Origin of the sequence: Mesoflavibacter zeaxanthinifaciens subsp. sabulilitoris (genome assembly GCF_014191595.1) — a bacterium.
In the GTDB taxonomy this organism is placed as follows: Bacteria; Bacteroidota; Bacteroidia; order Flavobacteriales; family Flavobacteriaceae; genus Mesoflavibacter; species Mesoflavibacter zeaxanthinifaciens.
In genome coordinates this window covers 171,024-184,063 of record NZ_JACHWV010000001.1, presented here as the reverse complement: position 1 = coordinate 184,063, position 13,040 = coordinate 171,024, and the positions used below count along the sequence as shown (strand labels likewise).

Genomic DNA, 13,040 nt, shown 5'->3' with positions numbered 1-13,040 from the left:
TGAAATAGGCGCTCAATATTTAATTAATTTTAATCGTTATTCTAATAAACCTAAACTAAAAGAACATGAAGAAGTTGATTACTTTGGTTTTTGTTTCTGTATTAGGAGGCGCAATTACTCTAGGAACTTATAAAACCTTTCTTGAAAAAGAAAAACCACAAATTGCACAACAGGCTACTATAGAACAGCCAAGTTTTTTACCAACCAATTTAAACACCACAAAGACAGCTCTTGCAGCTGCCGAAAATATTGATTTTACAACTGCTGCAGAAAAAACTGTGCATGCTGTTGTACACGTTAAAAATGTAGCTATTACAACTGCACAACCAACGTTACAAGACTTATTTTATGGTCGTGTCCCACAACGTAGACAGTTAGGTACTGGTAGTGGTGTAATCATATCTCCAGACGGGTACATCATTACCAACAACCATGTTATTGAAGATTCTGAACAATTAAGCGTTACTTTAAACGATAATCAAACACTAGAAGCTACCATTGTTGGTAGCGATCCAAATACAGATATTGCTCTATTAAAAGTTGAAACAGAAGAAGATTTACCTTACGTCACTTTTGGAGATAGTGATACTGCTAAAATTGGCGAATGGGTTTTAGCAATTGGTAATCCATTTAACTTAACATCCACAGTAACTGCTGGAATAATTAGTGCAAAATCTAGAGATTTAAGCGGCAAAAGTACGCAATCTTTTATACAAACCGATGCTGCTGTTAACCCTGGGAATTCTGGAGGCGCTTTAGTAAATACTAATGGAGATTTAATAGGTATAAACACCGCTATTAGCTCTCAAACAGGCTCTTACATAGGTTATTCTTTTGCAGTACCAAGTAATATTGCTAAAAAAGTAGTACAAGATATTATGGAATTTGGTAATGTACAAAGAGGTTTAATCGGTATTGTACCAAGAAATTTAGGTACTTTCACCTCAGAAAAATTAGGTATTAATGAAACTGAAGGTGTTTACATTGAAGAAGTTGAAGAAGACTCAGGAGCAGAAAACGCTGGTTTAAAAGTTGGTGATATCATAAAGGAAATTGATGGATTAAAAATTTCTAAAGAATCTGATTTAAGAGGTTACCTTAATTCAAAACGACCTAACGATATAATACATGTTAAAGCTTTAAGAGGAAATAACTTAATTGAAAAAAAAGTAAAACTTCTTAAAAACAACAGATACATTTTACCTTTTATTGGCGAGATTAAAGATGCAAAACCTAACGACTTAAAGAAATTTAAAGTTAAAAATGGTGTAAAAATCACAAAAGTTTATGGTAGTTACAAAGATTATTTAACAAGTGAAGGTATTAAAGAAGGAAACATTATAACAGCAATAAATAATCGAAATGTTAACTCTGTAGACGATGTAAAATCTGTAATAGAAAACAGAGATCCTTACAAACCATTAAGTATTGAGATTATAAACTCTAAAGGAGAAAAAACACGTTATGGATTAAGGTAAATTAAATTCGATTTTATCCTGTTTTAAAAGCACTTCAACATAAAAATGAAGTGCTTTTATTTTTTTATCATTTTTTGTTTTACGAAAACGTTTGAAATCTATACTTTTGCCAAAAATTATAGAAGGCTACACTATAAAGTAGCCAATTTAAAAATTAACAACACAACAAACTAAAACACAAAATGTCTATTAACGAAACTTACGAAAACGAATTAGCGTTTCAGGCAGACAGGCGAAGAGCAACTGTAGAATTTATTAAAATTGTAAGCGATTTATGGTATGATAAATCGATAGAATTGGTATTGTTTAGAAACCAATTAATCGACAGAAATGTTTCTGAAATTTTAAACCTTCATGAATATGCAGGAGAATTTGTTCAAAAACCAATTTCAATTTTTGATTCTGTAGAAATAGTTCAAGCTATTAAAACTCTTGACATACCAGCATCTAAATTAGATATTGGTAAATTAACTTACGAGTATCACTTAGAAGAAAAAAAATACAGCAACGCTATGTCTTTTGTGGCAGAAAAATTAAAAGATGCCAAAAAGAAAGAAAATGTAACTCCTAAAGACGTTGTATTATATGGTTTTGGTCGTATCGGTCGTTTATTAGCCAGAGAGTTAATGACTAGAACAGGTAAAGGAAGTCAACTACGTCTTAGAGCTATTGTAACACGTGGTAAATTAGACCAAACTGTTTTAGAAAAACGTGCTTCTTTATTACGTAACGACTCTGTTCATGGTGATTTTCCTGGAACTGTAAATACAGATCTTAAAAATGAAGCATTAATTATTAATGGTACAACTGTAAAAATTATTACTGCTAACCAACCAGAAGATATAGATTACACTAAATATGGTATTGATAACGCATTAATTATTGACAATACTGGTGCTTTTAGAGATAAAGAAGCTTTAACCAGATTAAAAAACTCTAAAGGAGCCGAAAAAGTCTTACTAACAGCTCCTGGTAAAGGAATACCAAATATTGTTTATGGTGTTAACCATTTAGAAAACAACCCTGATAAACTTGATATTTTCTCTGCTGCTTCTTGTACAACAAATGCTATTACACCAGTTTTAAAAGCAATGGAAGATACTTATGGTGTAAAAAGCGGACATTTAGAAACTATTCACGCTTACACTAACGATCAAAACTTAGTAGATAATTTCCATAAAAAATATCGTCGTGGTCGTGCTGCAGCTTTAAATATGGTAATTACAGAAACTGGTGCAGGACAAGCTGTATCTAAAGCTTTACCAAGCTTTGATGGTAAATTAACATCTAATGCCATTCGTGTACCTGTACCAAACGGATCTTTAGCTATACTAAACTTAGAACTAGAAACTGAAACATCAGTAGAAGGTATTAATGCAACACTTAAAAAATATGCTTTAGAAGGAGATTTGGTAGAGCAAATTAAATATGAAATGAGTGACGAACTTGTTTCTAGCGATATTGTAGGTAGCTCTGCGCCTTCAATTTACGACAGTAAAGCAACAATAGTAAGAAAAGATGGGAAAAATGCTGTACTATACGTATGGTATGATAACGAATATGGATATAGCCATCAAGTAATAAGATTAGCTAAATATATAGCTAAAGTAAGACGTTTTACTTACTATTAAAATCCAAAACACTTTTTAAAAACGTATATATAAAGCCTCACAATTGTGGGGCTTTTTGCTATCTTTAAACCGCAAAGAGTGCATTTTATATTTTTAAAAAAACATAAAACTTAAAAAACAAATCTTAAGATGTTAAAAATCAAAAGTTTCCCTATTTTATTCTTATTACTTTTTTTAGTCACTTTTTCTTCATTTTCTCAAACAGAAAATAACGAAGATGAGTTATCATTAGATTCTGGTACCTTAGATAGTCAATTTGAATACGTTATTCAAAAATCTAATAGTTGGAGAGATGAAAGAGGTCAAAACTATGAAGTCATTAAAAGCAACTGGTTATTAAAGCTTAAATCTCATACATTAGACTCGTTAAAAGCTGTAAAAAACGAGTTAGTAACTACGCAAAACACAGTTAAAAATCAAAATGAAGAAATAGAACGTTTAAAAAGTAGCTTATCCTCTACTAAAACAAACTTAAAATCTACTAAAGAAGAAAAAGATAGTATGTCTTTATTTGGCATACAAATGAGCAAAAGCGGATACAATGGATTAATGTGGAGTATTATAGCTGTTCTTTTAGCCTTTTTACTTTTCTTTATTTTTAAATTTAAAAATAGTAATAGCGTAACCCGAGAAGCAAAATCTAAATTAACAGAAGTTGAAGAAGAGTTTGAAGAACATAGACGTAACGCTTTAGAACGTGAACAAAAAGTGAGACGTCAATTACAAGACGAGTTAAATAAAAATAGAAATAGTTAATTCTACTACATAAAATAAAAAAAGCGCAATCATAACGATTGCGCTTTTTATCTCAAAATCTAGATATCTAAAGATCTAATTTACATTGCTCCCCATTCTTTTAAAGAGTCTTTATTCATTTTGATATAATCTGCGTTACCAGCTTTTTCAGCACCTTCTAAACTTGCTTTTGCAGCTTTAATTGCTCCTTTTTTATCACCAGCTTTTGCTTTAATTAATGATTGTTGACGTAACCACCAAAATCTTGGGTTCTCTTTAGTCATTTCAATAGCTTTATCCATCCAAACAACAGCTTTGTTAATGTCTTTACCTGATTCTAAATAGTAACGTGCAGCTGCATAATAATCATCTGCAGATGGTCCATTCATTACATTATTAATAGCAGCTGTTACTGCTTTATCTGTAGGTACTTCAAACTTTACAGCTACGTAAGTTTTTTCCCACATAATTCCTAATACAGCAGAATCATTTGTTAAATCATCAAAAGACACAGTAAAAGTTTCAATATCCATTGGTATATCATAAACTTTTGCATTTACTTTTGCCGCTACTTTGCTATCATCCCACTTTTGTGGTGTTCCCCAATTATTTGTATCACTATAAAAAATTACTTCCCAGTTATCCTTATTAGGCTTAGAAAAGATAGCATAAGATCCTGCTTTTAAAGTAGACTCTCCTACCATAACATCTGTACTAAATGTAACCATCGTATTTTGGTTTGCTCCTGTACGCCAAAGTTTACCGTAAGGAACTAAATCTCCAAAAATAGTACGACCTTTCATAGATGGTCTAGAATATTGTACAGAGACATCTGTTAAACCTACCTTCTGCTCTATTTTTTGTAATGGGCTTGGTTGTGGTGTTTCGATTTGTGCATTTACAGTAAAAGTTACTGCAAACACCATTAAAAGTGTAATTAACTTTTTCATTTTGGTTTTAGTTTTAAATTTTAGATGCATAAAATTACATATTGATTACCCTATAATTGTTAACAAAAACTTAAAAAGATAAAAATTCTTGTCTCAAAATTTTATTAATCGTAATATTGCTATAAACAAATATACAAATATAATTATGGGATTAATTAAAGCAGAAATGTTTACAGAAGAACAAAACCAATTATCCTTATACTTTAAAGCTTTTGGTCATCCTGCACGTGTAGCAATTATTCAGCATTTGTTTAAAATTAACACTTGTGTTTGTGGTGATTTGGTAGATGTTATTGGACTAGCTCAACCTACAATTTCTCAGCACTTAAAAGAATTAAAAAAATTAGGATTAATTCAAGGAACTATTGAAGGAACAAGTGTTTGTTACTGTATAAATCAAGATAATTGGACAAAAATGAAAAACACTTTAACCGCTTTTTTAGATACAGAAAACAATACTAATACTTGTTGTTAAAACTTAACTTTATGACATTATCAGAAATTAAAAAACATTTAAAAAATCTAGACACTATTGCGTTTATATTACCCGATGGTAGTTTAGTACCTAACCATTTTCATGTAACAGAAGTTGGTAAAACCACAAAACATTTTATTGATTGTGGCGGAACTATAAGACAAGAAAAAAAGGTAAATTTTCAACTATGGAATGCCAATGATTACGATCACAGACTACATCCTGAAAAATTAATTCATATTATCGAATTATCAGAAGATATTTTTAATCTAAAAGATCTTGAGATTGAAGTCGAATATCAAGGTGAGCAAAGCATTCAGAAATTTGGTTTAGACTTTAAAGACGGTCAATTTTTGTTAACCTCTACACAAACAAATTGTCTTGCTAAGGATAAATGTGGTATTCCTGAAAAACAATTACCAAAACCAAAAGTTAAACTTGCAGATTTAAATAACGAGCCTTGTTGCTCTCCAGACGGAAACTGCTGCTAATAATTTTCTATTATAATTATGAATACTCAAATCGAAGATTATATTAACGCATTAGATATTGATACAATATCTAATGACAGAAAAGAGACTTTACAACCACTTGTAACTTATATACAAGATAAAGCATCTAAAAAATTACCAATTACAATTAATTTTATTTGCACACACAACTCTAGACGTAGCCATCTATCCCAAATTTGGGCACAAACAATTGCAAACTTTTATAATATTGAAAATGTAACTTGTTTTTCTGGTGGTACTGAAGCTACAGCAATGTATCCAAAAGTTGCAGAGACTTTGCAAAATACTGGATTTGATATCGAGAAAATTTCAGAAGGAAAAAATCCTATTTACACCATAAAATACGATCAAAATTCACATCCTATAATAGGGTTTTCTAAAACTTACGGAGACAATTTTAATCCAAAATCTAATTTTGCTGCTATCATGACTTGCTCTCAAGCAGATGATGGCTGCCCTTTTATTGCTGGTGCAGAAAAACGCATACCTATCACTTATGATGACCCAAAAGCGTTTGACAATACAGATCTTCAAGATATTAAGTACCTAGAACGTTCTGCTCAAATTGCAACCGAAATGAAATATATTTTCTCAACTATTAAATAAGTTAAAATGTCAACCTCAAAAAAAAGACTTAACTTTTTAGACCGTTATCTAACCTTGTGGATTTTTATTGCAATGTTATTAGGCGTAAGTATTGGATACTTTTTTCCATCTTTTCCTAAACAAATAGATAATTACAGTAGTGGTACAACTAATATTCCTATTGCAATTGGGTTAATTTTAATGATGTATCCACCTTTAGCAAAAGTTAATTATGCTTTATTACCTAAGGTTTTTAAAGATGTAAAAATTTTATCTATTTCTTTAGTGTTAAACTGGATTATCGGTCCTGTTTTAATGTTTATTTTGGCTCTCATATTCTTACAAGACTATCCAGAGTACATGGTTGGACTAATTTTAATTGGTCTTGCTAGATGTATTGCTATGGTTTTAGTTTGGAATGACTTAGCAGAAGGTAGCAGCGAATACGGAGCAGGATTAGTAGCCTTAAACAGTGTATTTCAAGTATTAGGATATAGTTTTTATGCCTACTTATTTATTACTGTTTTACCGCCTTATTTTGGCTTTGAAGGTGCAATTGTAGATATTTCCATTTCAACAATTGCAGAAAGCGTTGCTATATATTTAGGGATTCCTTTTTTACTTGGTATATTAAGTAGAACTATTTTAGTCAAATTAAAAGGAGAAGATTGGTATAAGACCAAGTTTATCCCTAACATTTCTCCTATTACATTAATAGCATTACTGTTTACTATAATTGTAATGTTCTCTTTAAAAGGCGAATTAATTGTACAAATTCCAAAAGATGTTTTAATTATAGCACTTCCTTTACTTATCTATTTTATTGTAATGTTTATCATAGGTTTCTTTGTAAGTAAAGCTATGGGCGCAACATACGATAAAAATGCTGCTATTGCATTTACAGCTGCTGGTAATAATTTTGAACTCGCTATAGCGGTCGCTATTGCGGTATTTGGATTAAACTCTGGACAAGCATTTACTGGTGTTATAGGACCTTTAGTAGAAGTTCCTGCGCTTATTTTATTAGTTAAAGTGGCATTTTGGCTAAGAAAAAAATATTATCTGTCTAAATAAAGTTAAACTAAACAGATTTAGGTTGTTAAATTTTGTTTAACTATTTAAAAAATAAGTTAAACATTTTGTATCTTTACGCTATTAAATTTCACAGTAATGGCAAAAAAGAAAAATATAACAGCTAGTAACATCATTTCATTTTACATGGATTATGTACTAGAACATAACCAACAACCTAAATCTGTTTATGCTTTTTCGAAAGAAAACAATTTTGAAGAAGCTAAATTCTACGAGCATTTTGGTAATTTTGAAGCTATAGAAAAAGGTATTTTTAAAGCCTTTTATGATAATACAATTACTGCATTACATGCTAGCGAAGATTACCAAAATTTCGAACCTCGAAATAAACTATTAAGTTTTTACTTTACTTTTTTCGAAAACCTAACAGCTAACAGAAGCTATGTGGTTTATGCACTTAATCAGCATAAAAACAAGCTAAAAAACTATGTGGTTTTAAAAGATTTAAAATCGCACTTTACGCACTACATTTCAGAATTAGGTATAGAGCTTATCGAAACTAAACAGGAGCAAATTGATAAACTTCAACAAAAAAGTTTAAAAGAATCTGCTTGGATGCAATTATTATTAACCATTAAATTTTGGATGGATGACACGTCTCCATCTTTCGAAAAAACAGATATTTTCATAGAAAAATCTGTTAATACAAGTTTTGATGTATTAGACGTTGCTCCAATAAAAAGCCTAATAGATTTCGGAAAGTTTATTTATAAAGAAAAATTTCAAATGAACTCTTAATTCTCATTCTATTGAAAACTATAGACAAAATACCTGTTTCAAAAATATCTCGTGCAACCAAATTAGTATCTACAGGTGCTAAAGTTGGTGTTAATTACCTAAAATATTATGGTGATAAGCTTACAAAATCAGAGCTTGAAGCTAAAGAACGTTTAAATAAAAACAACGCAGACGATATTTACGACAGTTTAAAACAACTTAAAGGAAGTGCTTTAAAAGTAGCTCAAATGCTTAGTATGGAAAAAAGCATTTTACCACAAGCCTATGTAGAAAAATTTTCGTTAGCACAATTTTCTGTGCCGCCATTATCCGCGCCTTTAGTTAAGAAGACTTTTAAAAAATATTTCGGTCAATTACCAAGTCAAATCTTTGACACCTTCAATCTTAATTCGGTTAATGCAGCTAGTATTGGACAAGTGCATTTAGCAGAAAAGGATGGGAAAAAACTTGCTGTGAAAATTCAATATCCTGGTGTCGCAGAAAGCATTTCTAGCGATTTGGCTTTGGTTAAACCTATCGCTATCAAAATGTTCAATATTAAAGGAAAAGATAGTGATAAATACTTTAAAGAAGTCGAAAATAAATTAGTAGAAGAAACAAACTACATACTAGAAGTTAAGCAAAGTAAAGAAATTGTAAATGCATGTAAACACATTCCTAACCTTAAATTTCCTGAGTATTACGAAGATTTGTCTTCAGAACGTATCATTACTATGGATTGGATGGAAGGCGAACATCTTTCTGAATTTACTGCACACAATACCAATCAAGAAGTAGCAAATAAAATTGGTCAAGCACTATGGGATTTTTATATGTACCAAATGCATGTGCTTAAAAAAGTACACGCAGATCCGCATCCCGGAAACTTTTTAGTGTCTAAAAATGGCGAACTTATCGCATTAGACTTTGGTTGTATGAAAATAGTGCCTGAAGATTTTTACACACCATATTTTGAATTGGCAAAAAAAGAAAGTCTTGAAAACAAAGATATTTTTACTAAAAAAATGTTCGAATTAGAAATATTAAGAGAAGATGATAGTAAAGAAGAATTAGACTTCTTCTCTGCAATGTTTCATGAATTGTTAAGCCTATTCACCAAACCTTTTCATGTGGATACTTTTGATTTTTCTGATCCTGAATTTTTCAATGCTATTTCAGAAATGGGACAACGCTACAGTAAAAGCACTGAATTAAGAAAAATGAACGGTAATCGCGGATCTAAGCATTTTATTTACATTAACCGTACGTTTTTTGGATTGTACAATTTAATGTTCGATTTAAAAGCTAAAGACATCAAAATCAATAACTTTCAAAATTTAAAATAATGAAGCATTTCAGTAAAAAACATATCGAAGAAATGCATCATTTATACCGCATTAATCTTATAAATAGTGTCTCTGGATTTAAAAGCGCTAATCTAATTGGCACAAAATCTAAGGATAATATCGAGAATGTTGCAGTATTTAGTTCGGTAACGCACGTTGGTAGCAATCCGCCGCTTTTAGGCTTTTTTTGCAGACCAACAACCGTTTTACGCAACACTTACGAGAACATCAAAACGACTGGTGTTTACACGATTAATCATATTCATAAATCAATAATTGAAGATGCGCATCACACATCTGCTAAATACGATGCTAATATTTCAGAATTTGAAGTGACTAATCTCAATTCAGAATATAAAAATGAATGTTTTGCTCCTTTTGTAAAAGATGCGCCAGTTCAGCTTCAAATGAAATTTGTTCAAGAGTATTTCATCAAAGAAAACGATACTATTCTTGTTTTAGGTGAAATTGAAAATCTTTTCATCAATGATAATTTATTAGAAAGTGATGGCTTTGTTAACCTATCTAAAGCAGAAATTGCAACTATTAACGGATTAGACACTTACTCCATACCTACTCTAGAAAAACGCTTAGAATACCAAAGACCTAAAACATCTTTAGCTAACAATCAATAAATGTAATTATCTATAGACAAAAAAACCAAAACCTATGAGAATATTAGTAACAGGAGCAACAGGTTACATTGGTAAGCGTATTATTCCGTTACTTTTAGATCAAGGTCATACGGTAGTTTGCGCTGTACGCGGAAAATTACGTACGGAAAAAGCATATTCAGATGAAGAAAATCTTCATGTTGTAGAAGCCGATTTTTTAAAACCAGATACCTTACAAAACATTCCTAAAGACATAGATGCTGCGTATTATTTGATACATTCTATGTCAAATTCTGTAGACAAGTTTCATAAGTTAGAAGAAGAATGTGCGTTAAACTTCAAAAATTATATCGAAACTACTAACGTCAAACAAGTTATCTACCTTAGCGGAATTACCAACGACACCAAACTCTCAAAACATTTATTATCCAGAAAAAACGTAGAAGACACTTTAAAATCTAATGACTACGCATTAACCGTTTTTAAAGCAGGAATTATTGTTGGTTCTGGTAGCGCAAGTTTCGAAATTATTAGAGATTTAGTCGAAAAACTTCCCGTAATGATTGCGCCAAAATGGCTAAATACCAAAACGCAACCTATTGGTATTAGAGACGTTTTAGCGTTTTTAACCAAAGGACTTGATAAACAAGAATTGTACAACACATCTCATGATATTTTTGGTCCAGAAATTATGACCTACAAGCAAATGCTATTGCAGTTTGCCAGCATAAGAAAACTAAAAAGATACATTATTACAGTTCCGGTAATGACGCCAAAACTGTCAAGCTACTGGCTATATTTTGTAACATCAACATCTTACAAATTAGCCTCTTCTTTAGTAAATAGCATGGGTATTGAAATTATAGGAGAAAAAAGTAATATCAATCAATTTCTAGAAATAAAACCAATGACATACAAACAAGCGGTAGAAGTCGCTTTTGTAAAAATTGAAGGAAATGAAATTATCTCCAGCTGGAAAGACGCTTTTATAAGTAGCCGAAACAAAAAAAGAGTATCAACCAAATACCTTAAAGTTCCAAAATTTGGATGCTTTAAAGATATCAAAGAACGACGAGTAAAAGATGAAAACCGAACACTTGAAAAAATTTGGGCTATTGGTGGTGAAAATGGTTGGTATTACGGTACTACACTTTGGAAAATTAGAGGTTATTTAGACAAACTAGTAGGTGGAATTGGTTTACGTCGTGGTCGTACCAATAAAACCGACATCAAAACTGGTGATGCCTTAGATTTTTGGCGCGTATTATTAGCCGATAAAGAACAAAAACGCCTTATCCTTTTTGCCGAAATGAAATTACCTGGCGAAGCTTGGTTAGAGTTTCAAGTCGCAAAAGGTAAAGTTTACCAACGCGCTACCTTTAGACCACGCGGTCTATGGGGAAGACTCTATTGGTATAGTGTTTTACCGTTTCATGGATTTATTTTTAACGGAATGATAAATAAACTAGCCAATGCCTAGAGGAATAGCTAAACAACATTTGCCAACAAAAATTTGTCCCGTTTGCCAACTACCATTTACATGGCGAAAAAAATGGGAGAAAAATTGGGATAACGTAAAATATTGTAGCGAAAAATGCAGAAAGAACAAGACACAAGCCTAGTTTGGTTTAGAAACGATTTAAGAATTCACGATAACGCGTCATTAGCAAATGCTATTGGCAATAATAATCGTGTTATCGCTTTATATTGCTTTGATCCAAGACAATTTGAAGTAGATCAATTTGGCTTTAAAAAAACCGAAAAATACAGAGCTAAATTTTTAATAGAAACCGTTACCGATTTAAAGAATAATCTAGCTCTACTTAATATTCCATTATTCGTTTATACCATAAAACCTGAAAATTGTATTCCAGAATTGGTAGAAAACTATCAAATCAACCATATTTTTTTACAAGTAGAATGGACGCAAGAAGAAGTTGATGTGTTTAATAATGTGAAAGAAAAGTTGCCTGAAAATATAAAAATTTCAACAAGTTACAGTCAGTTTTTATACCATCCAGAGGATATTCCTTTCAATATAAAACAACTACCTAAAGTCTTCACCGAATTTAGAAAAGCTTGTGAAAAAAGAAGTGAAATTAGACAAGAAACTTCTTCATCAACAGAAAAAGTAAATAAAGAAAGTATAGAAAACCTAACTTCAATTCCATCACTTTCTGATTTAGGTTTTATAGATTTTGAAGTGCATCCAAATTCAGCGTTTCCTTTTAAAGGAGGAGAAACTGAAGCTTTGCAACGTTTGGAAGATTATTTTTTCAACACTAAAAAATTAGGCGTTTATAAAAAGACTCGTAACGGATTGATTGGTAAAGATTTTAGTTCCAAATTTTCACCTTGGTTAGCTAACGGAAGTCTTTCTGCAAAACATATTTATTACAAAGTCAAGCAGTTTGAGAAAGCACATTTTAAAAACGATTCTACTTATTGGCTAATTTTTGAGCTTATTTGGCGCGACTATTTTAAATATGTGTCACTAAAATTTGGTTATCAGATTTTTAAAATCGGCGGAATTTTAAACAAAGATTACGACTGGTCTAAAAATCAGCAAAAAATTAACGATTGGATAAACGGTAAAACGTCTGAACCTTTTGTAAACGCTAACATGATCGAGCTTAAAAAAACAGGTTGGATGAGTAATCGTGGTAGACAAAATGTAGCGAGTTATTTTGCAAAATCCATGGAATTAGATTGGCGCATTGGTGCAGCGTATTTTGAGAGTTTACTTCTCGATTATGATGTGCATAGCAATTACGGTAACTGGATGTATGTTGCTGGAGTTGGTAATGATCCAAGGGACCGAAAATTTAACGTCAAACTTCAAGCCGATCGCTACGATAGTAACGGTAAATACCAACGCTTGTGGTTGCAAGACACTTTATTTTAG

General features: G+C 31.3%; 14 protein-coding genes. 13 read left to right on the top strand and 1 reads right to left on the bottom strand.

Features of this window, described 5'->3' with window-relative positions:
- Nucleotides 1-65 precede the first annotated feature (65 nt).
- From FHS04_RS00840 to FHS04_RS00830, 3 genes are all read left to right on the top strand, one after another.
- A complete protein-coding gene (locus FHS04_RS00840; RefSeq protein WP_106678243.1) occupies nucleotides 66-1,478 on the top strand; it encodes a trypsin-like peptidase domain-containing protein in 1,413 nt (470 codons plus the stop codon).
- Nucleotides 1,479-1,660: 182 nt separating this feature from the next.
- A complete protein-coding gene (locus FHS04_RS00835) occupies nucleotides 1,661-3,109 on the top strand; it encodes a glyceraldehyde-3-phosphate dehydrogenase (RefSeq protein WP_027878727.1) in 1,449 nt (482 codons plus the stop codon).
- A gap of 129 nt (nucleotides 3,110-3,238) precedes the next feature.
- The gene (locus tag FHS04_RS00830) at nucleotides 3,239-3,865 is read left to right on the top strand and encodes a tRNA (guanine-N1)-methyltransferase (RefSeq protein WP_106678245.1); all 627 of its coding nucleotides are present in this window, start codon (nucleotides 3,239-3,241) and stop codon (nucleotides 3,863-3,865) included.
- Nucleotides 3,866-3,945: 80 nt separating this feature from the next.
- On the opposite strand, the gene FHS04_RS00825 is transcribed toward FHS04_RS00830, so the two are convergent.
- Entirely contained in the window at nucleotides 3,946-4,794 is an 849-nt protein-coding gene (locus FHS04_RS00825) for a DUF2911 domain-containing protein (RefSeq protein WP_106678316.1), read from the bottom strand.
- A gap of 145 nt (nucleotides 4,795-4,939) precedes the next feature.
- Between FHS04_RS00825 and FHS04_RS00820 the strand changes: the two genes are divergently transcribed.
- The 10 genes from FHS04_RS00820 to FHS04_RS00775 all read left to right on the top strand — a co-directional run bounded on the left by FHS04_RS00820 (nucleotide 4,940) and on the right by FHS04_RS00775 (nucleotide 13,040).
- A complete protein-coding gene (locus FHS04_RS00820) occupies nucleotides 4,940-5,269 on the top strand; it encodes an ArsR/SmtB family transcription factor (protein ID WP_106678247.1) in 330 nt (109 codons plus the stop codon).
- 11 nt (nucleotides 5,270-5,280) lie between these two features.
- Nucleotides 5,281-5,760, top strand: coding sequence for a DUF6428 family protein (locus tag FHS04_RS00815; protein ID WP_106678318.1), 480 nt, complete (start codon nucleotides 5,281-5,283; stop codon nucleotides 5,758-5,760).
- A gap of 18 nt (nucleotides 5,761-5,778) precedes the next feature.
- A complete protein-coding gene (locus FHS04_RS00810; RefSeq protein ID WP_106678249.1) occupies nucleotides 5,779-6,387 on the top strand; it encodes an arsenate-mycothiol transferase ArsC in 609 nt (202 codons plus the stop codon).
- A gap of 6 nt (nucleotides 6,388-6,393) precedes the next feature.
- A complete protein-coding gene (gene arsB / locus FHS04_RS00805) occupies nucleotides 6,394-7,440 on the top strand; it encodes an ACR3 family arsenite efflux transporter (RefSeq protein ID WP_106678251.1) in 1,047 nt (348 codons plus the stop codon).
- Nucleotides 7,441-7,536: 96 nt separating this feature from the next.
- A complete protein-coding gene (locus FHS04_RS00800; RefSeq protein ID WP_106678253.1) occupies nucleotides 7,537-8,196 on the top strand; it encodes a TetR family transcriptional regulator C-terminal domain-containing protein in 660 nt (219 codons plus the stop codon).
- Between the two features lie 11 nt (nucleotides 8,197-8,207).
- Complete coding sequence (locus tag FHS04_RS00795) at nucleotides 8,208-9,521, top strand: ABC1 kinase family protein (RefSeq protein WP_106678255.1); 1,314 nt, start codon at nucleotides 8,208-8,210, stop codon at nucleotides 9,519-9,521.
- Nucleotides 9,521-10,156 (top strand): flavin reductase family protein, encoded by a 636-nt coding sequence (locus FHS04_RS00790; protein ID WP_106678257.1) that lies wholly within the window; start codon nucleotides 9,521-9,523, stop codon nucleotides 10,154-10,156. Before FHS04_RS00795 ends, FHS04_RS00790 begins: the two co-directional genes overlap by 1 nt.
- 34 nt (nucleotides 10,157-10,190) lie before the next feature.
- The gene (locus tag FHS04_RS00785) at nucleotides 10,191-11,615 is read left to right on the top strand and encodes an SDR family oxidoreductase (protein WP_106678259.1); all 1,425 of its coding nucleotides are present in this window, start codon (nucleotides 10,191-10,193) and stop codon (nucleotides 11,613-11,615) included.
- A 4-nt stretch (nucleotides 11,616-11,619) separates the two neighbouring features.
- Nucleotides 11,620-11,757, top strand: a complete 138-nt coding sequence (locus FHS04_RS00780; RefSeq protein WP_205619335.1) for a DUF2256 domain-containing protein — start codon at nucleotides 11,620-11,622, stop codon at nucleotides 11,755-11,757.
- Complete coding sequence (locus tag FHS04_RS00775; RefSeq protein ID WP_106678263.1) at nucleotides 11,730-13,040, top strand: DASH family cryptochrome; 1,311 nt, start codon at nucleotides 11,730-11,732, stop codon at nucleotides 13,038-13,040. The genes FHS04_RS00780 and FHS04_RS00775 overlap by 28 nt, the downstream gene beginning before the upstream one ends.

Excerpts from the sequence above, each read along its gene's own strand:
- FHS04_RS00840 (WP_106678243.1), top strand. The coding sequence starts at position 66 with ATGAAGAAGTTGATTACTTTGGTTTTTGTTTCTGTATTAGGAGGCGCA.
- FHS04_RS00835 (WP_027878727.1), top strand. The coding sequence starts at position 1,661 with ATGTCTATTAACGAAACTTACGAAAACGAATTAGCGTTTCAGGCAGAC.
- FHS04_RS00830 (WP_106678245.1), top strand. The coding sequence starts at position 3,239 with ATGTTAAAAATCAAAAGTTTCCCTATTTTATTCTTATTACTTTTTTTA.
- FHS04_RS00825 (WP_106678316.1), bottom strand. The coding sequence starts at position 4,794 with ATGAAAAAGTTAATTACACTTTTAATGGTGTTTGCAGTAACTTTTACT.
- FHS04_RS00820 (WP_106678247.1), top strand. The coding sequence starts at position 4,940 with ATGGGATTAATTAAAGCAGAAATGTTTACAGAAGAACAAAACCAATTA.
- FHS04_RS00815 (WP_106678318.1), top strand. The coding sequence starts at position 5,281 with ATGACATTATCAGAAATTAAAAAACATTTAAAAAATCTAGACACTATT.
- FHS04_RS00810 (WP_106678249.1), top strand. The coding sequence starts at position 5,779 with ATGAATACTCAAATCGAAGATTATATTAACGCATTAGATATTGATACA.
- arsB (WP_106678251.1), top strand. The coding sequence starts at position 6,394 with ATGTCAACCTCAAAAAAAAGACTTAACTTTTTAGACCGTTATCTAACC.
- FHS04_RS00800 (WP_106678253.1), top strand. The coding sequence starts at position 7,537 with ATGGCAAAAAAGAAAAATATAACAGCTAGTAACATCATTTCATTTTAC.
- FHS04_RS00790 (WP_106678257.1), top strand. The coding sequence starts at position 9,521 with ATGAAGCATTTCAGTAAAAAACATATCGAAGAAATGCATCATTTATAC.
- FHS04_RS00785 (WP_106678259.1), top strand. The coding sequence starts at position 10,191 with ATGAGAATATTAGTAACAGGAGCAACAGGTTACATTGGTAAGCGTATT.
- FHS04_RS00775 (WP_106678263.1), top strand. The coding sequence starts at position 11,730 with ATGCAGAAAGAACAAGACACAAGCCTAGTTTGGTTTAGAAACGATTTA.